This window comes from Faecalibacterium sp. Marseille-Q3530, from assembly GCF_017377625.1.
Taxonomy (GTDB): Bacteria; Bacillota; Clostridia; order Oscillospirales; family Ruminococcaceae; genus Faecalibacterium; species Faecalibacterium prausnitzii_E.
Window position 1 is genome coordinate 38700 of record NZ_JAFREH010000006.1, and the last position, 22099, is coordinate 60798.

The 22099-nt window shown below is 55.9% G+C and carries 22 protein-coding genes and 2 tRNA genes; 11 read left to right on the forward strand and 13 right to left on the reverse strand.

Going from position 1 to position 22099, the window contains the following annotated elements:
- Nucleotides 1–65 precede the first annotated feature (65 nt).
- From eda to J3350_RS06770, 4 genes are all read left to right on the forward strand, one after another.
- Nucleotides 66–1028 carry a bifunctional 4-hydroxy-2-oxoglutarate aldolase/2-dehydro-3-deoxy-phosphogluconate aldolase gene (gene eda / locus J3350_RS06755; RefSeq protein WP_097791475.1) on the forward strand — a complete coding sequence of 321 codons (963 nt, stop codon included), beginning with the start codon at nucleotides 66–68 and terminating at the stop codon, nucleotides 1026–1028.
- Nucleotides 1029–1112: 84 nt separating this feature from the next.
- Nucleotides 1113–2138, forward strand: coding sequence for a sugar kinase (locus J3350_RS06760; protein ID WP_097791476.1), 1026 nt, complete (start codon nucleotides 1113–1115; stop codon nucleotides 2136–2138).
- Between the two features lie 19 nt (nucleotides 2139–2157).
- Complete coding sequence (gene kduI, locus J3350_RS06765; protein WP_097791477.1) at nucleotides 2158–3006, forward strand: 5-dehydro-4-deoxy-D-glucuronate isomerase; 849 nt, start codon at nucleotides 2158–2160, stop codon at nucleotides 3004–3006.
- A gap of 71 nt (nucleotides 3007–3077) precedes the next feature.
- A complete protein-coding gene (locus tag J3350_RS06770) occupies nucleotides 3078–3878 on the forward strand; it encodes a gluconate 5-dehydrogenase (protein WP_097791478.1) in 801 nt (266 codons plus the stop codon).
- 101 nt (nucleotides 3879–3979) lie between these two features.
- Here J3350_RS06770 and J3350_RS06775 read toward each other — a convergent pair whose 3' ends face one another.
- On the reverse strand, nucleotides 3980–5065 hold the full coding sequence (locus tag J3350_RS06775; RefSeq protein WP_207686122.1) for a hypothetical protein: 1086 nt from the start codon (nucleotides 5063–5065) through the stop codon (nucleotides 3980–3982).
- A 260-nt stretch (nucleotides 5066–5325) separates the two neighbouring features.
- Between J3350_RS06775 and J3350_RS06780 the strand changes: the two genes are divergently transcribed.
- On the forward strand, nucleotides 5326–5799 hold the full coding sequence (locus J3350_RS06780; protein WP_207686123.1) for a cytochrome C: 474 nt from the start codon (nucleotides 5326–5328) through the stop codon (nucleotides 5797–5799).
- Nucleotides 5800–6003: 204 nt separating this feature from the next.
- Here J3350_RS06780 and J3350_RS06785 read toward each other — a convergent pair whose 3' ends face one another.
- The 3 genes from J3350_RS06785 to J3350_RS06795 all read right to left on the reverse strand — a co-directional run bounded on the left by J3350_RS06785 (nucleotide 6004) and on the right by J3350_RS06795 (nucleotide 10210).
- Nucleotides 6004–6885, reverse strand: coding sequence for an aldose epimerase (locus J3350_RS06785; RefSeq protein WP_207686124.1), 882 nt, complete (start codon nucleotides 6883–6885; stop codon nucleotides 6004–6006).
- A gap of 270 nt (nucleotides 6886–7155) precedes the next feature.
- Nucleotides 7156–8646, reverse strand: coding sequence for a UxaA family hydrolase (locus J3350_RS06790; RefSeq protein WP_097791482.1), 1491 nt, complete (start codon nucleotides 8644–8646; stop codon nucleotides 7156–7158).
- Between the two features lie 49 nt (nucleotides 8647–8695).
- Nucleotides 8696–10210, reverse strand: a complete 1515-nt coding sequence (locus J3350_RS06795) for a tagaturonate reductase (protein ID WP_207686125.1) — start codon at nucleotides 10208–10210, stop codon at nucleotides 8696–8698.
- A 323-nt stretch (nucleotides 10211–10533) separates the two neighbouring features.
- On the opposite strand from J3350_RS06795, the gene uxaC reads away from it, so the two are divergent.
- From uxaC to J3350_RS06810, 3 genes are all read left to right on the forward strand, one after another.
- The gene (gene uxaC / locus J3350_RS06800) at nucleotides 10534–11967 is read left to right on the forward strand and encodes a glucuronate isomerase (RefSeq protein WP_097791484.1); all 1434 of its coding nucleotides are present in this window, start codon (nucleotides 10534–10536) and stop codon (nucleotides 11965–11967) included.
- 273 nt (nucleotides 11968–12240) lie between these two features.
- Nucleotides 12241–12316 (forward strand) — tRNA-Val (locus tag J3350_RS06805).
- 885 nt (nucleotides 12317–13201) lie between these two features.
- Nucleotides 13202–14767: a recombinase family protein gene (locus tag J3350_RS06810; RefSeq protein WP_207686126.1), complete on the forward strand. Its 1566-nt coding sequence runs from the start codon at nucleotides 13202–13204 to the stop codon at nucleotides 14765–14767.
- Between the two features lie 132 nt (nucleotides 14768–14899).
- On the opposite strand, the gene J3350_RS06815 is transcribed toward J3350_RS06810, so the two are convergent.
- From J3350_RS06815 to J3350_RS06840, 6 genes are all read right to left on the reverse strand, one after another.
- The gene (locus tag J3350_RS06815) at nucleotides 14900–15664 is read right to left on the reverse strand and encodes a nucleoside phosphorylase (RefSeq protein WP_207686127.1); all 765 of its coding nucleotides are present in this window, start codon (nucleotides 15662–15664) and stop codon (nucleotides 14900–14902) included.
- 168 nt (nucleotides 15665–15832) lie between these two features.
- A complete protein-coding gene (locus J3350_RS06820) occupies nucleotides 15833–16315 on the reverse strand; it encodes a GNAT family N-acetyltransferase (RefSeq protein ID WP_005935263.1) in 483 nt (160 codons plus the stop codon).
- Between the two features lie 377 nt (nucleotides 16316–16692).
- Nucleotides 16693–16989 carry a type II toxin-antitoxin system RelE/ParE family toxin gene (locus tag J3350_RS06825; RefSeq protein ID WP_207686128.1) on the reverse strand — a complete coding sequence of 99 codons (297 nt, stop codon included), beginning with the start codon at nucleotides 16987–16989 and terminating at the stop codon, nucleotides 16693–16695.
- Nucleotides 16979–17260: a type II toxin-antitoxin system prevent-host-death family antitoxin gene (locus J3350_RS06830; protein WP_207686129.1), complete on the reverse strand. Its 282-nt coding sequence runs from the start codon at nucleotides 17258–17260 to the stop codon at nucleotides 16979–16981. The genes J3350_RS06825 and J3350_RS06830 overlap by 11 nt, the downstream gene beginning before the upstream one ends.
- A 197-nt stretch (nucleotides 17261–17457) precedes the next feature.
- Nucleotides 17458–17985 (reverse strand): GNAT family N-acetyltransferase, encoded by a 528-nt coding sequence (locus J3350_RS06835; RefSeq protein WP_207686130.1) that lies wholly within the window; start codon nucleotides 17983–17985, stop codon nucleotides 17458–17460.
- Nucleotides 17986–18104: 119 nt separating this feature from the next.
- Nucleotides 18105–18181 (reverse strand) — tRNA-Val (locus J3350_RS06840).
- A gap of 157 nt (nucleotides 18182–18338) precedes the next feature.
- Here J3350_RS06840 and J3350_RS06845 point away from each other — a divergent pair.
- Nucleotides 18339–18506: a FeoB-associated Cys-rich membrane protein gene (locus J3350_RS06845; protein WP_097793070.1), complete on the forward strand. Its 168-nt coding sequence runs from the start codon at nucleotides 18339–18341 to the stop codon at nucleotides 18504–18506.
- A gap of 65 nt (nucleotides 18507–18571) precedes the next feature.
- Here J3350_RS06845 and J3350_RS06850 read toward each other — a convergent pair whose 3' ends face one another.
- Together J3350_RS06850 and J3350_RS06855 are read right to left on the reverse strand one after the other, a co-directional pair.
- Entirely contained in the window at nucleotides 18572–18865 is a 294-nt protein-coding gene (locus J3350_RS06850) for a SqdX protein (RefSeq protein ID WP_097793071.1), read from the reverse strand.
- A gap of 6 nt (nucleotides 18866–18871) precedes the next feature.
- Nucleotides 18872–19087 carry a helix-turn-helix transcriptional regulator gene (locus J3350_RS06855; protein ID WP_207686131.1) on the reverse strand — a complete coding sequence of 72 codons (216 nt, stop codon included), beginning with the start codon at nucleotides 19085–19087 and terminating at the stop codon, nucleotides 18872–18874.
- Between the two features lie 118 nt (nucleotides 19088–19205).
- On the opposite strand from J3350_RS06855, the gene tsaA reads away from it, so the two are divergent.
- Together tsaA and J3350_RS06865 are read left to right on the forward strand one after the other, a co-directional pair.
- A complete protein-coding gene (gene tsaA / locus J3350_RS06860) occupies nucleotides 19206–19907 on the forward strand; it encodes a tRNA (N6-threonylcarbamoyladenosine(37)-N6)-methyltransferase TrmO (RefSeq protein WP_207686132.1) in 702 nt (233 codons plus the stop codon).
- 15 nt (nucleotides 19908–19922) lie between these two features.
- On the forward strand, nucleotides 19923–20807 hold the full coding sequence (locus J3350_RS06865) for a LysR family transcriptional regulator (protein ID WP_207686133.1): 885 nt from the start codon (nucleotides 19923–19925) through the stop codon (nucleotides 20805–20807).
- A 68-nt stretch (nucleotides 20808–20875) separates the two neighbouring features.
- Here the strand turns inward: J3350_RS06865 and J3350_RS06870 are convergent, their stop codons facing one another.
- The gene (locus J3350_RS06870; RefSeq protein ID WP_097793075.1) at nucleotides 20876–21904 is read right to left on the reverse strand and encodes a leucine-rich repeat protein; all 1029 of its coding nucleotides are present in this window, start codon (nucleotides 21902–21904) and stop codon (nucleotides 20876–20878) included.
- Nucleotides 21905–22099 lie beyond the last annotated feature (195 nt).

The window sequence follows — 22099 nt, forward strand, 5'->3', positions numbered from 1 at the left end:
GGGCAGAGTGTGCCCAAACGGGCCAAGGCCCCGCCCCCAGAGTTAAATTAAAAGGAGAATGCGTTATGAATCCCATTGTCGAAAAGGTCTATCAGATCGGCATTATCCCTGTTATCGCTTTCAACAGCGTAGACGAGGCCCTGCCCCTGTGCAAGGCTCTGGCAGAGGGCGGCCTGCCCGCTGCTGAGGTCACCTTCCGCACCGCATGTGCTGAGGAGTGCATCCGCAAGATCCACGATGAGATGCCCGAAATGCTGCTGGGCGCCGGCACTGTCCTGACCACCGAGCAGGCAGACCGCGCAATGGCAGCAGGTGCTTCCTTCATCGTGGCTCCCGGCTTCGACCCCGAAGTCTGCAAGCACGTCATCGACAAGGGCGGCATCATGATGCCCGGCACCGCTTCCGCAGGCGAGATGCAGCAGGCCATGAACCTGGGCTGTGAGGCTCTGAAGTTCTTCCCGGCTGAGGCCAACGGCGGCGTGAACATGCTGAAGAACATCGGCGCTGCCCTGAAGGGTGCCCGCTGGATGTGCACCGGCGGCGTCAACGCCAAGAACGTCAACGATTACCTGGGCTACGACCAGATCTTCGCCGTCGGCGGCACCTGGATGTGCAAGAGCGACGTCATCAAGGCTGGCGACTGGGCAAAGATCACCGCACAGAGCAAGGAAGCCGTTGACACCATGCTGGGTCTGAAGCTGATGCACGTCGGCATCAACACTGGCAACGAGGAAGAGGCCATGAAGGTCGCCAACCTCATCGGCGGTCTGCTGAACATGAAGGTCGCTCCCGGCAACTCCAGCATCTTCGTCGGCAACAAGGAGTTCGAGATCATGAAGAAGCCCGGCCGCGGCACCAATGGCCACATCGCCATCGGCTGCAACAACGTGGACCGCGCCATCTATCACCTGACCCAGCGCGGCGTGAAGTTCGACCTGGACTCCAAGAATGTCAAGAACGGCAAGACCGTCGCCTGCTACTTCGCAGACGAGATCGGCGGCTTTGCCTTCCACCTCGTTCAGGCCTGAGCATTTCCTTCTGCCATGCTCCGCCGCACCGGTCTTCCCTGCGGCGGGCGGATATAAGAACCAACAAAAAAGGAGAATATCACAATGAAAGTCGTTACTTTTGGCGAACTGATGGTCCGTCTGCAGCCGTTCAACTATGAGCGCTTCGTTCAGGCTAACAGCCTGGAGTTCAGCTTCGGCGGCGGCGAGGCCAACGTTGCAGTCTCTCTGGCAAACTACGGCCTGGATGCTGCTTTCGTCACCAAGCTGCCCGCACATGCCATCGGCCAGGCCGCTGTCAACAGCCTGCGCCGCTACGGCGTCGATACCAGCATGATCACCCGCGGCGGTGACCGTGTCGGCATCTACTACAACGAGAAGGGCGCTTCCCAGCGTGGTTCCGTCTGCATCTACGACCGTGCCAACAGCGCCATCCAGCTGGCTCAGCCCTCTGACTTCGACTGGGACAAGATCTTCGAGGGCGTGGACTGGTTCCACTTCACCGGCATCACCCCGGCTCTGGGCGAGAACGTCGTTGAGATCTGCCGCGAGGCCTGCAAGGCTGCAAAGGCACACGGCGTGAAGATCAGCTGCGACCTGAACTACCGCGGCAAGCTGTGGACCCGTGAGCAGGCCCGTGCTGCCATGACCGACCTGTGCCAGTATGTTGACGTCTGCATCTCCAACGAGGAGGATGCAAAGGACGTCTTCGGCATCGAGGCTGAGGCTACCGACATCTACGGCGGCAAGCTGAACGCTGAGGGCTACAAGAGCGTTGCCAAGCAGCTGGCTGACAAGTTCCACTTCGAGAAGGTCGCCATCACCCTGCGTGAGTCTCACAGCGCATTCGACAACGGCTGGAGCGCAATGCTGTACGATGTTGCTTCCAACGAGTACTGCTTCTCCAAGAAGTATGACCTGCACATCATCGACCGCGTTGGCGGCGGCGACTCCTTCGGCGGCGGCCTGATCTACGCTCTGCTGACCGGCAAGAGCACCCAGGAGGCTGTTGAGTTCGCAGTTGCTGCTTCTGCTCTGAAGCACTCCATCGAGGGCGACTACAACATGATGACCGTCTCCGAGGTCGAGAAGCTGGCTGGCGGCGACGGTTCCGGCCGTATCCAGCGCTGATCGCAGGAGGGAGTCCGACATGGATATCCGCTATTCCTGCAACCAGAAGGATTTCAAGCGCTATACCACCGAGGAGATGCGCGACGAGATGCTCATCACTGGCCTGTACAAGGCCGATGAGGTCGTAGCCGTGTACAGCCATGTGGACCGCATGGTCACGCTGGGCTGTATGCCGGTGCACGAGACCGTGTCCATCGACAAGGGCATTGATGTCTGGGCCAACTTTGGCACCCACTATTTCCTCGAACGCCGCGAGATCGGCATGTTCAATATCGGCAAGGATTCCACCGGCATCGTGGTGGCCGACGGTGTCGAGTACAAGCTGGGCTATAAGGACTGCCTGTACATCACCAAGGGCACCAAGGAAGTGACTTTTGCTTCCGCCGACCCGGAGCATCCGGCCAAGTTCTACATGGTCTCCGCTCCGGCGCACTGCTCGTACGAGACCCGCCTCATCAAGATGGCCGATGCGAACCATCGTCCTCTGGGCAGCGTCGAGACCTGCAACAAGCGCACCATCAACCAGTTCATCCACCCGGATGTGCTGAAGACCTGCCAGCTGAGCATGGGCATGACCGCGCTGGAGCCGGGTTCCAACTGGAACACGATGCCCAGCCACACCCATGAGCGGCGAATGGAGATCTACACCTACTTTGAACTGCCTGAGGGGCAGGTGGTGTTCCACATGTGCGGCGAGCCGACGCAGACCCGTCACATCGTGATGCACAACGAGGACGCTGTCATCAGCCCCTCCTGGAGCATCCACAGCGGTGTCGGCACCTCGAATTATACGTTCATCTGGGCGATGGGCGGCGAGAACATGGAGTTTGACGACATGGACAACATCGCCACCACCGACCTGCGCTAAAAAAATACCAACAAGCCCCGTACCGCTCAACCGGCACGGGGCTTGTTGCAAAAAACGGAGGTAATATATCAATGGACCTGTCTGCATTTGATCTGAAGGGCAAGGTCGCCCTCATCACCGGCGGCGCACACGGCATCGGCTTCTCCATTGCCGTTGGCATGGCACAGTGCGGCGCTACCGTCTGCTTCAACTGCTCCAACGAGGGCAGCCTGGAAAAGGGCATTGCCGCCTACAAGGAGGCCGGTGTCGAGGCACACGGCTATGTGGCCGATGTCACCGACGAGGCCGCCGTCAACGCCATGGTGGCCAAGATCAAGGAAGAGGTCGGCCCCGTGGACATTCTGGTCAACAACGCCGGTCTGATGAAGCGTGTTCCCATGATCGAGATGAGCCACACCGATTTCCTGCGCGTCATCGACGTGCACGTCGGCGGTGCATTCAATTGCTCCAAGGCCGTCCTGCCCGACATGATCGCCAAGCGCGAGGGCAAGATCATCAACATCTGCTCCATGATGAGCGAGCTGGGCCGTGAGACCGTCTCCGCCTACGCTGCCGCCAAGGGTGCCCTGAAGATGCTGACCAAGAACATCGCCTCTGAGTACGGCGAGTACAACATCCAGTGCAACGGCATGGGCCCCGGCTACATTGCCACCGCCCAGACCGCTCCCCTGCGCGAGATCCAGCCGGACGGCAGCCGTCATCCCTTCGACACCTTCATCTGCGCCAAGACCCCCGCAGGCCGCTGGGGCGACCCCGAAGACATGGTCGGCCCCTGCGTCTTCCTGGCTTCCCACGCTTCCGACTTCGTGAACGGCCAGATTCTCTACGCCGACGGCGGCATCCTCGCCTACATCGGCAAGCAGCCTAAGTAAGTTCCGCGAACACTTCAAAGCCCCCTGCGTGACCAGATCATTTGGTCATACAGGGGGCTTGTTTTTTGATTGCCCGTATTTTGTCTGGCCATGCCGGGCGATCATCCCAGCTTATAGATCATCCGACGCCAGAACTCGTTGATGCTTCGGTTGGTGGGGTCCTGCAGCCATTCGATGCCGAGGGCCTGCAGCTCCTTGCTGTGGTCCGCAGCAGGAGTGTAGGAGATATCCAGCCCGCGCAGGTTGGGCGAACCGGCGGCGATGCGCTTGCACAGGTCGGCGGTGAGGTCCAGATGGTTCATCAGGTCCAGATACTTCAGGTCCGGCATCCGGGTCAACGGCTCGTAATCCAGACCCTTGCAGGTCTTCTCGTCGCCCACGCCAAGGCCCATGTCCAAGAACTCAATGTGTGTGCGGGTCAAGGGGTCCAGGCTGGGGTACGTGGTGCCGGTTCCGATGCTCAGATACCGCAGTTTGGGCAGTGTCGTCAGCGACTCCAGCGAAGCCAGTTCATTCGACGAACTCAGGCCCAGCACCTCCAACTCCTGCAAGCCCTCCAAGGGGCTTAGATCAAGCGTTCCACAGTTGGAAAGAGTCAGGCTTTCCAGCTTCGTCAGAGCCGCCAGAGGGGCCAGCGTTGCGGGTTTGGCACCATAGAGCGAGAGCACTTTCAGCCCGGTGCAGGCTTCCAGTCCGGACAGGTCTGTCAGACTGTCGTAAGGCACTTTTGCCGTATAATAGAACACTTGCAGGCTGTCGAAATGCCGCAGATCGTTCAGGCTGGTCAGGTTCTCAAGATTTCCGCCCTCAGCCAGATATGACGCATTCTTTGCGCTGTCAGCCGTATTGAAAACGGCACCCTCGGTCGGCTCTGTCCATGCGGCATCCACGCCGTTTGCGCTGATCTGCAGCACCTGAATCTCCCACACGTCGCTGTGCAGGATGTCCCCTTCCGGCTTATTGAGCACGAAGCGGATGTGGGCTTCCATGGCGGGGTCTTCCCACTGGATGACATAATCTTCGCCGTGCTCGACCGTTTGGGATGGGATCTCGACCTGCCGCTCACTCACGACCCATTTCGTCAGGTCGCTGCGTCCGTCCGGAAGATTCTGGTTCGGCCTGCCCGTACAGGCACACAGCAGCAATGCCACCGCAAGCACCCAGACGAAAAGTTTTGTCCGCCTCATGGAAACACCTCCTATTCCATCTTTCGCCATTATAATATCATTTTGATATCAACAATGTCAATAGTTTTTTCAAATTTTTGTCAGTGTCTCTTGTCGTGATGCCCAGTTTGTTTCGAGAAACCCTGAGATTTCACATTTTTGTAAAGGATTTTTCCTTGCATTTTTCGTCATTTTCGGTATAATAGTTACTCGTGAGCAACTTTCAGACGAAGTTGTCCCATGAAGGAACTTTTCACATTGAACAAGGAGAATCTATCACTATGAAACTGAAAAATGCTGCTGTCGTCGCTGCTGCTCTGGCACTGGCCGTCGGCATGACCGCCTGCGGTTCTTCCTCTTCCTCTTCCGCTGCTTCTTCCACCGCCTCTTCCGTGGCTTCCTCTGTTGCTGCTTCTTCCGAGGCTGCAAGCTCTGAGGCTGCTGTCGAGCCCGCTGAGTACACCGTGTACAACACCACCGGTTCCACCGTTTCCGAGCTGTACCTGTATGTTTCCGGCTCTGAGGACAAGGGCGAGAACCTGGCCGGTGAGGGCCTGGCAGACGGCGAGAACGTCGTTTTGACCCTGCCGGAGGATGCTGACCAGTCCGCTAAGTACGTCCTGGAGTTCACCACCGAGGACGGCACCACCCAGAGCTTCGACACTCTGAGCTACGAGGTCGCTCCCATCTCCCTGCTGAGCGCTGACGCCGCAGCAGGTGCTACCCCCATCGCTTTCTCTGCTCCGGAGCAGTAATTTCTGCGGCAACGCCGCAAATAAAAAATCCCCCAAAATCGGAAAAGCGTTTGTGCCGAATGGCACACCGCCCGATTCTGGGGGATTTTGTTCTGCTTTGGGATTATCAAGGGCGAGCAGCCCTTGATTCGTGCCTCCCGCGCTTCGAAAGTAGCGGGCGCTTTTCTGGTTCTCTTTTGTCGCGCAAAAGAGAACATCGCGTCCTTAGACCTTCTCGATGGTAATGGTCCACTCGCTGGTCAGGGCCTCATCCGGCTCCAGGACCTCGTGCTTTCCTTCTTCGTTGACGCTGTTGGCCCAGCCGTTCCAGGGCTCCATGCAGACGAAGCTCTCCGCGTCCTGCTGCCAGAGCACACCGTTGTTGAAGCTGTCGTCGGCGTCCACCGTGACCTTGTGGCCGTTGCCCTTGTCGGTGAAGCTCATCGGGAACTCCACGCCCGTCATCAGGCGGATGGTGTTGTCGGTGCCTTCCTTGCGGGTCAGGGTGATCTTCTCCGGAGCGGCGGGCTGCTCGCCCTTGGCGTTCTCGGAGCAGGTCTTGCACCGGATGTCAAAATCCACATTCTCCAGAGCGGAGGCCGTGAAATAGGGGTGATAGCCGAAGCTGAATGGCATCGGGACATCGCCCTCGTTGATGACGGTCATGCTGATGGAAGCGGTGGTGCCGTTCAGGTCGTAGTTCACCAGCAGGGTGAAATCAAACGGGTAGAGGAACTTGGTCAGCGGGGTGGACTCCAGGATCAGCGTCACACCGTCGGGGCCGACGCTCTCCACTTCCCAGGCGCACAGGTCGGCGAAGCCATGGCACTCCATGGGGTAGGCTTTGCCGTCGAACAGATGGACGCCGCCGTCCGGGTTGCCACAGCTGGGGAAGAGCACCGGCACACCGAACCGGGGGCGGTTGCACTCGCTGAAGTTGGGGCGGCGGGTCCAGATGTACTCGTCGCCGTCCAGCGTGAAGCCGGTGATCATGCCGCCGCGCTCCGGGGTGATGGTCAGGGTCGTCTTGGCAGCGGGGTCGGTGATGACGTACTGCTCGTAGCAGGCACCGCCTTCGGTAACATACTGAGTCGTGATCTGATTCATTTTAAGTCCTCCTGATTCGCATTCCCACCCTCTCAGGCGCTTCGCGCCAGCTCTCCCAAAGGGAGAGCCTTTGGCATATCGGCCAGGCCTGCGCAGAACGAGAACGCTTTGTTTGATTTATAAGCAGCCGGGCGCTGCTCTCGATCGAGACAGCAAGGCCCGCCGCCTTTCGGCAAACCGGGCCTGTGCGTCTTGTTGTGAGGAAACCGGCCTGCCAATGGCTCCCACTCTGGGGGAGCTGGCAAAGCCGCAAGACTTTGACTGAGAGGGTTACAGCACGACGCCGTCCTTAAAGATGGAGATCTCGCGGAAGCCGTGCTTCTCGGCCTTGGTCTGCTCGCCGCTTGCAACGCGGATGACCAGATCCAGCAGGCCCTGTGCGGTCTCGTCGATGGTCTTTTCGCCGTCTGCGATGACACCGGTGTTGTAGTCGATCCAGCCCGACTTCTTCTCTGCCAGCGGGGTGTTGGTGGAGATCTTCAGGGTGGGAGCCGGAGCCGAGAACGGCGTACCGCGGCCGGTGGAGAACAGGATCAGGTGGGCACCTGCAGCCGTCATGGCCGTGGCAGACACCAGATCGTTGCCAGGGCCGTAGAGCATGTTCAGGCCCTTGGTGACCACCGGGTCGCCGTAGCCGATCACGTCCATGATGGGGGCCGTGCCGCCCTTCTGGACGCAGCCGCAGCTCTTGTCTTCCAGCGTAGTGATGCCGCCCTGCTTGTTGCCCGGAGAGGGGTTGTCGTAGACGACCTCATTGTGGCTGATGAAGTACTCCTTAAAGCCGTTGATCATCTTCTCCGCCTTGACGAAGACGTCGTGGTTGATGCAGCGGTCCATCAGGAAGCCCTCGGCACCAAACATTTCCGGCACCTCGGTCAGGACGGTGGAACCGCCGCGCTGGCCCAGCATATCGGAGAAGCGGCCGATGGTGGGGTTGGCGGTGATACCGGACAGGCCGTCCGAACCGCCGCACTTCATGCCCACGACCAGCTCGCTCACCGGGATGGGCTCGCGCTGGAACTGACCGGCGTAAGCCGCCAGCTCCTTCAGGATGCTGCGGGCGGCGGCGAACTCGTCGTCCACGTCCTGGCAGGTCAGGAACTTGACACGGTCGTGGTCATACTCGCCCAGCTCTTCGACGAACTGGTCGTGCTGCAGGTTCTCGCAGCCCAGATGGAGCACGAGGACCGCAGCGGCGTTCGGGTGGCGGACCAGCGCAGCCAGCAGCTTGCGGGTCTGGGCATGGTCGTGGCCGGTCTGGCTGCAGCCAAACGGATGGGTGAAAGTGTACAGGCCCTCGATGCTGCCGGTGACGAGGTCCTGGTTATCGGCGACCATCTTCTTGGCGATGTCGTTGACACAGCCGACGGTGGGGATGATCCAGATCTCGTTGCGGATGGCAGCGCGGCCGTCCTTGCGGCGGAAGCCCATAAAGGTCTCCGGGGCCACCTTGGGCAGCGGAGCCAGATCCGGCGCGGGGTTGTAGCTGTACTCCACCTCACCGGACAGGTTGGTGTGAACGTTGTGGGTGTGCATCCAGGTGCCCGGCTCGGCATCTGCGGTGGCATGGCCGATGGGGAAGCCGTACTTGATGACGTTCTCGCCATTCCGGATGGGCTTTACGGCCATCTTGTGGCCCTGCGGGATGTCTTCCAGCGCGGTGACGGACAGGCCGTCCACCTCCACCAGTGTGCCCTTGGCGATGGGGTGCAGCGCGACCACAACATTGTCGATGGGGCTGATATGAATTGCCTGCGGCATAATAACTCTCCTTATAGGCCCTCCCCCTTGGGGGAAGTTTTCCTTCAGCTTACAGGCAGCTCTTGTAAGCAGCCTCGGCACCCTGGGTGCGGATCAGCTCCAGATCTGCCAGAACAGCGGCTTCCAGACCCTCGATCTTGGTCAGGTCCTGATCCCACATCTGGGTGTTGGTCAGGACTGCATGCACCAGCTCAGCAGCGGTATCGTTCTTGTGTGCGAAGTAGAAGTCCAGCGCCCATGCGTCGTCCTGGATCTTATAGGTGTTGCCGGCCGGGCGCTTGCAGATCAGGCCGTCTGCGGTGCGCTCCTGGATGTCGTTGGAGTAGAAGGCGATGTAAGCGGCCAGGCTCATGGTCAGGCACTTGGGCAGCTGCTTCTGCTCCTCGATGTAGCTCAGGAAGGACGGCATGTTGCGGGCCTTCCACTTGGAGGTGGAGTTCAGGGAGATGCTCATCAGCTCGTGGTTGATGAACGGGTTGTTGAAGCGGTCCTGCACAGCGGATGCGAAGTCTTCCAGATCCTTCTTGTCCAGCGGCAGGGTGGGGATGACTTCCTCGTGCAGCATCTTGTTCATGAAGCCGCGGATGGTGTCGTTGTGCATGCAGTCACGCACGATGTCAAAGCCAGCCAGGTATGCGCCCAGAACGAAGCCGGTGTGGGCACCGTTCAGGATGCGGACCTTGCGCTTCTTGTACGGGGTGACATCGGGCACGACCATGACGTTGACGCCGGCCTTCTTGAACGGGAGCTTGTCCTCCAGACCTGCGGGGCCCTCGATGACCCAGACGCCGAAGACTTCGCCGACGTCCAGAACGGCATCGTGGTAGCCGTTGGCCTCTTCCAGAGCAGCCAGCTCCTTCGGGTCACGGATGCGGCCCGGAACGATGCGGTCCACCAGAGTGGAGCAGAAGGTGTTGGCCTCGTTCATCCAGTCGATGAACTCTGCTTCCAGATTCCAGTCCTTGGCGTAGTTGTTGCAGCACTTCTTCAGCTCTTTGCCGTTGTTGTCGATCAGCTCGCAGCTCAGGATGACCAGGCCCTTGTCGGCAGCGCCCTGGAACGCCTTGTAGCGCTCATACAGCACACGGGTCAGCTTTGCGGGGAAGCTGTTGGGGGGCACCTGGTCGAATGCGCTGTCGCCCTGGGTGTAGGCGATGCCAGCCTCAGTGGTGTTGGATACAACAGTCTCCAGCTCTTCCGAACGGGCCAGAGCCAGCACTTCGTCCCACTTGTTGTCCACATAGGGGCAGACGCAGTCGGACACGCAGGAGATCACACGCTTGGCATCGACCTTCTGGCCCTTTTCACTGCCGCGCAGATACAGGGTGTACAGACCCTCCTGCTCGTTGATCCAGTCGGCCATCTGGGGGAAGTTGCCGATGGGCTGCACCAGCTTGACTTTGCCGTTGTAGCCTGCTTTTTCGTTCGCGATATCATAGAAGTAGTCCACGAATGCGCGCAGGAAGTTGCCCTCGCCGAACTGCATGACCTTGACCGGTGCATCCTTCAGGATGTAGCCGTGATAGCCCGTCTGCTCAAGAACCTTGTAATTCAAAGTTTCCATGTCTGTGTTCTCCTTTTAAGTTTGCTTTGCGGTTGCTTTGCTTCGCCTGAGAGGGCCGTGTGCCCTCCCCTTCTCTTCTCTATTTTATGCTGTTGTATACAAATAAGTCAAGTACTTTTTGCTAGATTTTTGCCCAAAAACAGGTCATTTTTATAATTTCCAGCGGTTTTCACAAGGAAAAGTCTGAAAATTTGGCAGTTTTTCAGTTGTATACATCGGCTTTTTTCGGTATACTAAAAGCAGGCGCAGCTTGCCCGCACAGGCAGGCGCAAACCCGACTGTTTTATCTATCCGATGAACGAATCAGAAAAGGAGTTCGACCCATGAAAGCATTTATGGATAAGGAATTCATGCTCCAGTCTGCCACGGCTCAGCATCTGTATCACGACTATGCAGAGGATATGCCCATCTGCGACTATCACTGCCACATCCCGCCCCGCGAGATCTACGAGAACCGCCGCTTCGACAACATCGCTCAGGTCTGGCTGGGCGGCCGCAACCCGGACGGCAGCTACTTCGGCGACCACTACAAGTGGCGCGTGATGCGCTCCAACGGTGTGCCGGAAGAGTACATCACCGGGGACAAGCCCGACCGCGAGCGCTTCCAGAAGTTCGCAGAGGCTCTGCCCATGGCCATCGGCAACCCGATGTACCACTGGACCAACCTGGAGCTGCACCACTTCTTCGGCTATGAAGGCGTCCTGAACGGCGATACCGCTGAGGAAGTCTGGAACCTGTGCAACGACAAGCTGCAGCACGACCCCAAGCTGACCGTCCGCGGCCTGATCGAGCAGTCCAACGTCGCTTTCATCGGCACCACCGATGACCCCATCGACGATCTGGAGTGGCACAAGAAGATCAAGGAAGACCCCACCATCAAGTTCACCGTGGCTCCTTCCTTCCGCCCCGACAAGGCCATCAACATCCAGAAGCCCGGCTTCGTCGAGTACATGGGCAAGCTGGCTGAGGTCGTCGGCAAGGAGAAGCTGGCCTGCATCGACTGCGTCTGCGATGCTCTGACCAAGCGCATTGAGTTCTTCGTCGAGATGGGCTGCCGCGCTACCGACCACGGCCTGGACTACGTGCCTTATCGTGAGGCCACCAAGGAAGAGGTCAACGCCATCTACCAGAAGGCCATGGCCGGCGAGGCTGTGACTGTGGAAGAGGCTGAGAAGTATCAGACCTACATCCTGATCCACCTGGGCAAGCAGTATCACCGCCTGAACGTTGCCATGCAGATCCACTACAACTGCCTGCGCGGCGTCAACCGCAAGATGAACAGCCTGCTGGGCCCCGACACCGGCTTCGACATGATCAACACTGCCACCTGCGGCGGCGAGATCGCAAGCCTGCTGAGCGCTCTGAACGACACCGACGAGTGCCCCAAGACCATCATCTACAGCCTGAACCCCGGCGATGACGCACAGATCGGCACCATCCTGGGCTGCTTCCAGAACAGCGAGGTTCCGGGCAAGATCCAGCACGGTTCTGCCTGGTGGTTCAACGACCACAAGATCGGCATGGAAGAGCAGATGACCCGTCTGGCCAGCCTGGGCCTGCTGGGCAACTTCGTCGGTATGCTGACCGACAGCCGCAGCTTCCTGAGCTACACCCGCCACGACTACTTCCGCCGCATCCTGTGCAACATCATCGGCCAGTGGGTCGAGGATGGCGAGTATCCCAACGACGAGAAGGCTCTGGAGAAGATCGTCAAGGGCATCTGCTTCGACAACGCAAAGCGCTACTTCGCCCTGTAAGCCTCTCCCTGCCTGATCTCTCATTTCCGTTTTCCGCCCGGCCGGAGCGCTGCCCGTATAGCCTCCGGCCGGGCTTTTTTGCGCAGTCCCGCAGCGCGTTTGGTAAAACGGCTCCCCCTGCCGCCCTGCGTCGGCCAAGTTCCACGCCAGGCCGCAGAAATTTCGGCACCTCCCGCCTTGCTGCAAAAAAGTTTGCAGAAAATTTCAAAAAAGACTTGCTTTTTTGCAGAGAATATGATAACATAATCAAGCCGATTGCGGCACAGCCAATATGGACGGTTAGCTCAGCTGGTAGAGCATCTGCTTGACGTGCAGGAGGTCACAGGTTCGAGTCCTGTACCGTCCACCATACAGTTCGTACTCGAACCCGATTCTTTATGAAAAAGGGTTCGGGTACGTTTTTTGTTTATCGGAAGTTCTGCGGAAGGACTACACAGAGCGTTAAACGAGCAAAGGCAGGGTATCACTATGACGGTGGTATCCTGCCTTTTGCTTTGAGGAATCAAGTTCGCTTTGTGCGAACTTGGTCGTCACCCTATATGACGCATTGGGGGCAATCGCTGCATACGTGCGTACCGGGGAGAGCCTGTACACCTCTGGCAAGGTGTAACACACTAGACTTTGTGCCAAAGTCTGTGTGCTAAGGGGTCAAGCCCCTTAGAATCCCTGCGGAGCGTGTACGCACGTACGCAGGAAAATGGCAAAATTTCACTATATCGGGGGTGTTCTTTCATTGGAGAGTATGGTATACTCGGCTTAGTTCAACAAATAAGAATTTGAGGAGGAAAAGTAGATGAGAAAATTATTACCAATTTTGCAAATCATAGATTTGGTTTTGTTGTTATTGAGTCTGTATTTTCATAACGATATGCTTTTAATCGTCGCAGCAGTAGTTATAGCTGTTTGCGTTGTTCTTACTTTTAGCAATATGAAAAACAAACGATAACCTCCAGTTTGCTGTACTCGTTTCCAGCAGGGTCTGGGGCAGGCACGCCCCAACAAGAACACTTCAAAACGCGGGAGCGTTGCAGAAGTGCAGTCCCGGAAGGGCACAACATTTTCAAGAATTGAAAATTTGTGGCCACGGGACGATTCTTGCTCTCCCCTTTTTCTCTCCCCTTTTTCGCTGCGTTTCGTAATTTTCACATTTCAATCTGCTCGCAGATTGCTGACAAGCTGCGCTTAACTCGATACTATAAAGGCAACCCGAACATACTGCCAAGGAGGTGCAACCATGACCGCCGTAATCTACGCCCGCTATTCTTCCGACAGCCAGCGCGAAGCGTCCATTGAAGGGCAGCTGCGCGACTGCAAGGACTACGCCGAGAAGAACGGTATCACCGTGGTCGGCACCTACATCGACCGTGCCTACTCCGCCAAGACGGATGACCGCCCGGACTTCCAGAGGATGATTAAGGACAGCGCAAAGAAAATCTTCGATGTAGTTCTGGTCTGGAAGCTCGACCGCTTTGCCCGGAATCGGTTCGATGCCGTGAACTACAAGTACCAGCTGGAAAAGAACGGCGTCCATCTGGTGTCTGCCATGGAACCCATTTCGCAGGGGCCTGAAGGCATTATGGTGGAGAGTATGCTTATCGGCATGGCGGAATACTATTCCGCCGAACTTGCCCTGAAAGTAGCGCGCGGTGAGCGCGAAAATGCCCTCCAGTGCAAGTACAACGGCGGTATCGTTCCGCTGGGCTTCACCATTGGCAAGGAGGACAGACTGTACCATATCGACCCGGAGACGGCTCCCATTGTGCAGGAGATTTTTACCCGGTACGCCAACGGCGAGCCTGCCGAGAAAATCGCAGCATCCCTGAACGAGCGAGGGCTGCGCACCCGTACCGGCAAGCCTTTTGTCAAGAACAGCTTCTTCCAGATTTTCCGGAACCGCCGTTACATAGGTGAATACCGATATAAGGACATCGTGACACCGGGCGGCATTCCAGCCATCGTGGACGAGGACTTGTTCGACCGGGTGCAGCAGCGTTTCGAGCAAAATAGGATTGCCCATGGTCGACCCGCAAAAGAGGATGTGAGCTATCTGCTGACCACCAAGCTGTTCTGCGGCAAGTGCGGCACCCTGATGGGCGGCGAGAGCGGCACCAGCCACATGGGAAACACCTACTATTACTACAAGTGCGGCAACGCCAAACGCCACGGCAAGGCGCACTGCGACCTGAAAGCTATCCGCAAAGAGCCGTTGGAACGGTTCGTGGTGGAGACTGCCATTAAGGTGATTTTCAGCGATGAAATCATCGAACAGCTGATAGATTTGATTATGGAAGCCCAGCAGCAGGAGAACACCCGACTGCCTGTTTTGAAAGACCAGCTCCGGGATACAGAGAAGCGGCTGGCAAACCTTCTGGAAGCCATTGAACAGGGCATCCTGACCCCGACCACCAAGCAGCGGCTGGACGAACTGGAAGCCCGGAAAGAAGCTCTGAACACCAGCATTCTGGAAGAAGAGCTGAAAAAGCCCGTCCTGACCCGCGAGTGGATGCGGTTCTGGTTTGAAAAATTCCGCAAGGGTGACATGAGAGACATGGAGCACCAGCGGCAGATCATTGATACCTTTGTCAACTCGGTCTACGTCTTTGACGACCGGGTCGTGCTCAATTTCAACTTCACGGACGATTCCAAAACCATCTCCCGTGAAGAGGTGTTGGGTTCGAGTGCTGTGGAGAATGCTCCACCACATAAAAATCCTCAGACATTTGTCTGGGGATTTTTTGTTTTGTGGGGGGAGAGGCACAGGACGAGAACAGGGCGCGCGAGCAATCCGATACAATCGTAAAAGGCAGGATACCACCATCATGGTGATCCCCTGCCTTTGTTGTTGTACGACCGTTCGGACTTGCACTGGCGGGGGAAGATACTCCGGCAGGCTGTGCTTTCGGGTCCTGTACCGTCCACGGCAGCCGAACCTTCAAATCGTTTGCAGCACAGCAATACAGAGTTCCAGCGCTTTCCGCAAAGAACCCTTTCCCCAATCTCTCTCATCGTGAGCATAAATATTCGCAAGAGAGTCGGCAGTGTAGAGAATCTGTCCGAAAGAAGCACCACGTTTCTGGGCACAGGCAGCCAATGCAGCACACTCCATTTCAACTGTGGAACAGCCCTCGGATTTGCGATATTCTACCATATCTCGTGTTTCTCGAAAAAAACCATCCGTTGTCCATGTAACACACTCCTGGAACGGAATGTTCTGCACATGAAGAGTATGCTCGATGGCATCCCGGATATTTTTGTTAAGCTCTATATAGCGGGATGCCGGAAGATAATGATAAGAGGTTCCCTCGTCTCGTAACGCCTTTACCGGAATGAGAAATTCGTTTTCGGCCAAATCGGTCAGAACACCGCAAGAACCAGTCGAAATGATTTTCTTACAACCGCAGGAGATGAGGAAGTCCATCAGTTGTGCTGCCGCAGGTGCGCCCAGCGGGGCAGCGCAAAGGCAAAATTCCATGCCATCCTGCTTTACGATGTAAACAGGATAGTTCCGGGTTATGGTTTCAAAAGTTTCAGCAACGGTGGCTTCTGCCTCGAAAGCATAATCATCAACCACTTCTCCAAGAAAGGCATAGACGCATTTTTCGGGAAGTTTCAGCTGTTCTGCACCATGATTTGGCCTTATGACTTCTTCCGAGTTGGAATCGTACTCTAAAATAGGCAGTTCGTGTTTTTGAATCATCTTAGCTCTTTCAATCCTTTCAGGAAAACGTAGAGGACAAGAACTGTCCCGTGGCCACAAATTTTCAATTCTTGAAAATTTTCTGCCCCCTTTGGGACAGCTTCTTGTTGGGGCGTGCGGTGCCCCAAACCCTGCTAGGAACGAGTATGGCAAACTGGAAGTTGTTAATTACAGTCTCAGAACAGCGATCAGTTCTTCGCCGTCCATTTCACCGGTTTCTTCGAAACCGAAAGAGCGATACATCTGACGGGCAACTGCATTATCGGGTTCATATGATAGCCAACAGTATTCCGCTTCTCCACAAGGCATAGATTTTATAAACTCTAATGCAAGGCTGACCGCTTCTTTCCCGTACCCTCTGTTTTGATATGCCTTATCGATCATAAGACGCCACAGATTATAGTTTCCCTTTGCAATTTCAGGTGCATCCGTCCAATAATCATCAACATCAAAACCAATCATCAGGAAGCCTACAGGCTTATCCTCATCATATATACCAAACGGGAATGCATGACCGTTTCCCGTAATTGCAGTATACGCTTCAATGATGCTGATCTCATTGGTGGCAACGAAGTTCTTCTGCGATTCCGATACCGTCAGTTTCAGGATATCCCAGACATTATTACCATTTACTTTTTCTAAATGAAGCATATATCTTTACCTCGCTAAATTCCGATTTGTTGAACTAAGCCGAGTATATCACACCCGCCAAGGAAAGAACACCCCTATATGTCAGAGCTTGCCCTTTTTCCTGCGTACGCAGCGATTGCCCCATGCCGCCATATAGGGGGCGACCAAGTTCGCACAAAGCGAACTTGATTTTGTAAAACAAAAGGCAGGGCACCACCACGATGATACCCTGCCTTTGCTCGTTTACTTTGCCGACTGGCGTCGTCAGAGCCGCCCTGTTCGAGTCCTGTACCGTCCTGCTCTGACATGAGACAGCGGCAGACGCAACAAAAAAGCCCCTAACTTTCGTTAGAGGCTTTCGTTTGGTGGAGCATTGTCCACAGCACTCGAACCTGAATTTATTCCAGATACTGCGGCAGATTCCAAGCACCTCGCAGCACACGGTGAATCTCCACAATCTTGTTTTCATCGTTGACGCAGTAGAATACCAGATACTGGTCAACGACCATCCTGCGATAAGCAGGGTCAAGGCGGTAGACCTCGCACATTTTTGGAGTATCGCCTAATTTTGTGATCTTCTCCCGCAGCTCTTTCAGTACGCGGCGGGCCGTTTTAGGGTAAAAGCCAGACAGATACCGGGCGATCTCGTTCAAATCTTGCACAGCAAGGGGCAGATATTTAATTTTATACGTCATACTGCTTGCCTAGCGTCTCCCATACGCTCTCGTGGTCTGCCCACTGCGTGTCGGGGTCTGCCGCCTGCTGCTTTGCCTTGGCAAGTGCCTCGGCAACATACCGCTGGTGCAAAAACTCCTCGTACTTGGCGTAGTCCTCAATGCTGATGAGAACTGATTCTCCACGGCCATGATTCGTGATGATCACATGGTCGTGGTCTTTGAGCATCTCCGAAATTTCGGCGTAATGGTTGCGCAGATCCCGGGAAGGGCGAACGAATGTCTGCATCATACGAGACACCTCCTATCGGGATAATTGTATCACAAAATGACTACGAGTGCAAGGCGGATGATTCTGACGGTGAGAGCAAGAATCGTCCCGTGGCCACAAATTTTCAATTCTCGAAAATTCTTGCCCCTTTGGGACAGCTTCTTGTTGGGGCGTGCGGTGCCCCAAACCCTGCTGTTGAGGTTGCGACAAACCAGGAGTTATCGAACCGCACTTGTGATTTCTTCTAATGTGTCCTGGCGAAGCCACTTTCCAAATACTTGAGAATTCTTTGACGGCAGATAACCCAAATTCGTATATCCCAGCTTCTTCAAAAGGCTCATACTTGGAATGTTCTCTCTTTCAGTAAAACAGATAAAATCCCACTGAGGATAGTGCTTGTGTAAATACTCAATTAAAGAGGACAAGGCTTCATAGGCGTAACCGTTTCGGTGAACTTTATAAGAAAATGTGTACCCTAAAGAAATTGTGCCCTCGTTAGGCATAACGACGATTTCGCCAATCATGACATCCGTTTCTCTTAATGCAACACTAATCATAGTCGGCGATGCGATATTCAGGGCATTGTCTTTATTACGCTCGATCAAAGTAACAATATCCTTATAATCTTTCGTCTGGCCTCGTTGATATTTCGAGCATCGCTCGTTATTTCGATAATCAACCATCTGAATCGCATCTTTAGGACTTACATTTCTTAGTCTGAGCCGATTTGTTTCTAAAAAGGTCATCTTCTCATCCTTTCACATTCCGGCTTATGGGCCGAGTAGCCCTTTCTCAAAACCTCCTGTAAACAAAAAACGTACCCGAACCCTTTCTCATAGAGAATCGGGTTCGAGTACGAACTGTATGGTGGAGAATTAGGGACTCGAACCCCAGACCCCCTGCGTGTGATGCAGGTGCTCTAACCAGCTGAGCTAATCCTCCGAATCGGAACAAGGAGATTATAGCACAGCCTTGGAGGATTTGCAAGCCCCAATTTTCGATTTCGGCAAACTTTTTTGCGCTGCTGCCCGGTTGCTCTTTTGCGGAAAATGGTGTATACTAAAATTGTGCCTGTTGGCGCAAAAGAGAGGTCTTATTGATGCTGTTGTCCATTCGCGGAATCGTTACCGTCCTGGTGCTGGCGGCGTTGTTTACCCTCGCGGTCATCTGGATCTCCAAGCATGACGGCTGGGAAGGCAAAGGCTGCGGCGGAAATTGCTCTGCCTGCCATGAGCGCTGTAACCATCCGGAAAAGAAGAATCAGTGAATGCAGGGCTCCCGGCGTTTCGCATGGGGAGCCTTTTTTCATCGTTTCATGACCAGCTGTCTGCCTCACAGGGCACCGAACCGGGCGGCATAGACCGCCACTGTGCTCAGAAGGTCGTTCTGCGCCTTCTGGTAGGTGCTGCGGCCGATGTGCAGCCGCTCGATGGTGTCGTCCTCGGTGCGGCGCTCCAGATAGCGCAGCCGCAGCAGGTCGGCGCGGAGCGGGTCTTCCTGCTGGTAATATTCGATCGTCCGCTCAATGGCCAGCCGCCAGCCTGCGTTGGCCGGGCAGGCCGCCCACTGGCGGGTGCCGTAGCGCCGCAGGGCGAGCTTGGTCTTTTCCCGCTGTTCCTTTGTCATCCGCGCTCACCTCCGGCCGCCGCAGAAAAAGCAGAGGTCCCGCTGGGGCGGCGTCAGCTCCAGCAGCGAGGAGAGGATGTCCGCCTCGCTGACCTTGAAATCCGTTTTTCCGGTGAGCTTGTTCTTCAATGTGGAGGTGCTGATGCCAAGCACCTGTGCCACATGGTTCATCTTCAGCTTCCGGTCCCAAATGTAGTATTCGATCTGTGCGCCATCTGTCATGCGTACTCTCCTTTCTGTTTTTCACAGGGCCCGCGCTTCACAATCTTTAGTTGTATTATATAGCGAAATTCACTCATTGTCAACTACTCTTTTCCATTTTTATAAGGAGATGCCCCCTATGAACCAACCATCCAACGAGGCCATGACCCTGAAGGTCATCGCACACATTCACACGGCCTTCCCCACCAAGTTCGGCATCCCGCGGCAGAGCGGGCTGGTGGACAGCCTGCGGGGCGAGATCGTCTTCACGCCCGAATACCGCAGTCCGGACGCTGTGCGCGGGCTGGAAGATTTCAGCCACATCTGGCTGGTGTGGCAGTTTTCGGGTGCCGTGCGGGACAGCTGGTCCCCCACCGTCCGGCCGCCGCGGCTGGGCGGCAATACCCGGATGGGCGTCTTCGCCACACGGTCGCCGTTCCGGCCCAACCCGCTGGGGCTGTCCAGCGTGAAACTGGAAGCCATTGAGGTCCGGCCGGAGGTCGGCCCGGTGCTCATCGTGCGGGGAGCCGACCTGATGGACGGCACCCCCATCTACGACATCAAGCCCTACATTCCCTATGCCGACTGCCACCCGGACGCAGCTGCAGGCTTTACAGCGCAGACGCAGTTCCACCATCTGGACGTCGCCTGCCCGGAGGCGCTCTGGGCCAGGGTCCCCGCAGACCAGCGGGACGGCCTGCGGGGCGTGCTCGAAAACGACCCCCGCCCCTCCTACCAGCACGACCCGGAGCGGGTGTACGGCATGGAGTTTGCTGGGCTGGAAGTCCACTTCCAGGTGGACGGCAGCACACTGACCGTCACCGGCATCGACCGCCGCTGAGCCAAAGGAGACGCCATGGAACTGCGAACCATCAACACCTTCCTGCACATTGCCGAGCTGCACAGCTTTTCCCGCGCAGCGCGGGAGCTGGGCTATTCGCAGTCGGCGGTATCGTCGCAGATCGCGCAGCTGGAAGCGGAGTTGGAGACCCCGCTGTTCGACCGGGTGGGCAAGACCGTCCGGCTGACCGATGCGGGCCAGACCTTTCTGTCCTACGCCCGCACCCTGCTGACCACTGCGCAGCAGGCCAGAGCCGCGCTCCAGCCTGCGCAGCAGGTCCGCGGCACCCTGCGGGTCGCACTGGCGGACTCGCTGTGCAGCGCATTCCTGCCCGGTCTGCTGCAGCGCTATCACGCGCTCTGCCCGCAGGTGGAGCTTGTGCTCTGCACAGCCACTTCGGACGAGATGCTGCAATGGCTGGGCACGAATCAAGTCGATCTGGCCTATACACTGGATGAGCCGCTGGTCCAGCCCAACCTTGTGCTGGCGCTGGATGTGCCGGAAGCCATCTGCTTCGTGGCCCCCGCCGGGCACCCGCTGGCCGCGCAGAAGCGCGTGTCTCTGGAAGAGCTGGCCCACCAGGAATTTTTGCTGACCGAGCGGGGCATGAGCTACCGCGACGCGCTGGACCAGACCTTTGCCGCCCACCAGCTGGCCGTCAAACCCTATCTCGAACTGGGCAGCGCCGCCCTGCTCTGCCAGATGGTCGAGCGCGGCATGGGGCTTTCGTTCCTGCCGGAGTACATCGTCCGGGACGCCCTCGCCGCCGGGACACTGGCCCGCCTGCTCGTGCCGGACTGCACCGTGACCATGCGGCGGCAGCTCTTCTACCACCGCGACAAATGGCTGACCCCGCAGATGAAGGCCTTCATTGAGCTGGCTCAGAAAAGGAACCGATAACAAAGACCCCCGGTCTCGCAAGTTTATGCAAGACTGGGGGTAGTTTTATAAAGAGGCTCGTTCAAATATTATTCGACCGAAACATCACTCGGCTTTGCGTTGTAGTGAACCACAACATTCTTAGAACTGTCACCAATGATGTCCATTTTGCTCTTGATGCCCAAGCTATTCCATTCCTCTTCCGTCCCCTGATAATAGACTTCCTTATCACAGCACGGATAGGCAAATGGGCAGTCAAACTTCTTTACGCTACGGGGAATATAAACACGAACCAGCCCCGTGCAGTAGTCAAAGGAGCAATGTTCTAGTGTAATTTCCTTGCCATCTCGATTTTCCGGAATGACAAGATTGTTTAAGATTGGGCAATTCTTAAATCCATGTACACCGATATGGGTCAAACCCGACGCAAGTTTGACATTCTCCACCTTTTCGCAGTTGGAGAATGCCGCATAGCCAATATCACTGACACCACTTTCGCTCTCATTTTCCAGCATCACGATTTTCTTCAGACTCCGGCATGCGTAAAAAGCATAATCGCTAGCTGTTTTCACCGAAGCCGGAATTACCAGAGTTCCAGCCAATTTCTTGCAGCCCTGGAATGCACTGCTTCCAATTGACTTCAGCGAATTGGAAAGCTTAAGGGTTGTAATATTTTCACAGCCCTCAAAAGCGCTCGATCCAATTTCCTGCACAGAATCAGAAATTTCAAGTGCCGTGATATTCAAATCGCCTTTGAACGCGCTATTTCCAATCTTTACGATTTTATACCCGTCCACCTCACCTGGCAAAGTGAAAACACCATTCGGTGCATCCGGATTGGAAGAATTGTACCCTGTCAGAATCGCCGTCTTTTTGCTTGTCTCATAAATCAGATACGTCCATGGGCTAGTCTTCTTCTCCGCCTCACTGGAAGAAGATGGTTCTTCTGTACCAGAGGAAGAGGTCTCTTCTGAGCTGGATGTGCCGCTCGTTGTCTCGCTTGAAGTGCTCGACGACGGCGCTGGCATTTCGCCATTGCTGCAGCCAGCAAGAATCCCAGAGGCAACCACAACCGCTGTGCCCTTCATGAAATCGCGTCGAGAAATTTTTCGTCTCATTGAATGTTTCCTCCTATAAATTTATTTTATCAATAGTGTTATTACACTACCTTTTTACCCCAGACTCATTATAGCACCAAAACGCTTTCTGCACAATGCAATTCATAAATTTCATGGTCATTTATGACTATTTAGTTTATGCAATTATTCAGGTCACGTCCTTACAATTTAAGATAGCACAAACTGTATAGACAG

Excerpts from the sequence above, each read along its gene's own strand:
- eda (WP_097791475.1), top strand. The coding sequence starts at position 66 with ATGAATCCCATTGTCGAAAAGGTCTATCAGATCGGCATTATCCCTGTT.
- J3350_RS06760 (WP_097791476.1), top strand. The coding sequence starts at position 1,113 with ATGAAAGTCGTTACTTTTGGCGAACTGATGGTCCGTCTGCAGCCGTTC.
- kduI (WP_097791477.1), top strand. The coding sequence starts at position 2,158 with ATGGATATCCGCTATTCCTGCAACCAGAAGGATTTCAAGCGCTATACC.
- J3350_RS06770 (WP_097791478.1), top strand. The coding sequence starts at position 3,078 with ATGGACCTGTCTGCATTTGATCTGAAGGGCAAGGTCGCCCTCATCACC.
- J3350_RS06775 (WP_207686122.1), bottom strand. The coding sequence starts at position 5,065 with ATGAGGCGGACAAAACTTTTCGTCTGGGTGCTTGCGGTGGCATTGCTG.
- J3350_RS06780 (WP_207686123.1), top strand. The coding sequence starts at position 5,326 with ATGAAACTGAAAAATGCTGCTGTCGTCGCTGCTGCTCTGGCACTGGCC.
- J3350_RS06785 (WP_207686124.1), bottom strand. The coding sequence starts at position 6,885 with ATGAATCAGATCACGACTCAGTATGTTACCGAAGGCGGTGCCTGCTAC.
- J3350_RS06790 (WP_097791482.1), bottom strand. The coding sequence starts at position 8,646 with ATGCCGCAGGCAATTCATATCAGCCCCATCGACAATGTTGTGGTCGCG.
- J3350_RS06795 (WP_207686125.1), bottom strand. The coding sequence starts at position 10,210 with ATGGAAACTTTGAATTACAAGGTTCTTGAGCAGACGGGCTATCACGGC.
- uxaC (WP_097791484.1), top strand. The coding sequence starts at position 10,534 with ATGAAAGCATTTATGGATAAGGAATTCATGCTCCAGTCTGCCACGGCT.
- J3350_RS06810 (WP_207686126.1), top strand. The coding sequence starts at position 13,202 with ATGACCGCCGTAATCTACGCCCGCTATTCTTCCGACAGCCAGCGCGAA.
- J3350_RS06815 (WP_207686127.1), bottom strand. The coding sequence starts at position 15,664 with ATGATTCAAAAACACGAACTGCCTATTTTAGAGTACGATTCCAACTCG.
- J3350_RS06820 (WP_005935263.1), bottom strand. The coding sequence starts at position 16,315 with ATGCTTCATTTAGAAAAAGTAAATGGTAATAATGTCTGGGATATCCTG.
- J3350_RS06825 (WP_207686128.1), bottom strand. The coding sequence starts at position 16,989 with ATGACGTATAAAATTAAATATCTGCCCCTTGCTGTGCAAGATTTGAAC.
- J3350_RS06830 (WP_207686129.1), bottom strand. The coding sequence starts at position 17,260 with ATGATGCAGACATTCGTTCGCCCTTCCCGGGATCTGCGCAACCATTAC.
- J3350_RS06835 (WP_207686130.1), bottom strand. The coding sequence starts at position 17,985 with ATGACCTTTTTAGAAACAAATCGGCTCAGACTAAGAAATGTAAGTCCT.
- J3350_RS06845 (WP_097793070.1), top strand. The coding sequence starts at position 18,339 with ATGCTGTTGTCCATTCGCGGAATCGTTACCGTCCTGGTGCTGGCGGCG.
- J3350_RS06850 (WP_097793071.1), bottom strand. The coding sequence starts at position 18,865 with ATGACAAAGGAACAGCGGGAAAAGACCAAGCTCGCCCTGCGGCGCTAC.
- J3350_RS06855 (WP_207686131.1), bottom strand. The coding sequence starts at position 19,087 with ATGACAGATGGCGCACAGATCGAATACTACATTTGGGACCGGAAGCTG.
- tsaA (WP_207686132.1), top strand. The coding sequence starts at position 19,206 with ATGAACCAACCATCCAACGAGGCCATGACCCTGAAGGTCATCGCACAC.
- J3350_RS06865 (WP_207686133.1), top strand. The coding sequence starts at position 19,923 with ATGGAACTGCGAACCATCAACACCTTCCTGCACATTGCCGAGCTGCAC.
- J3350_RS06870 (WP_097793075.1), bottom strand. The coding sequence starts at position 21,904 with ATGAGACGAAAAATTTCTCGACGCGATTTCATGAAGGGCACAGCGGTT.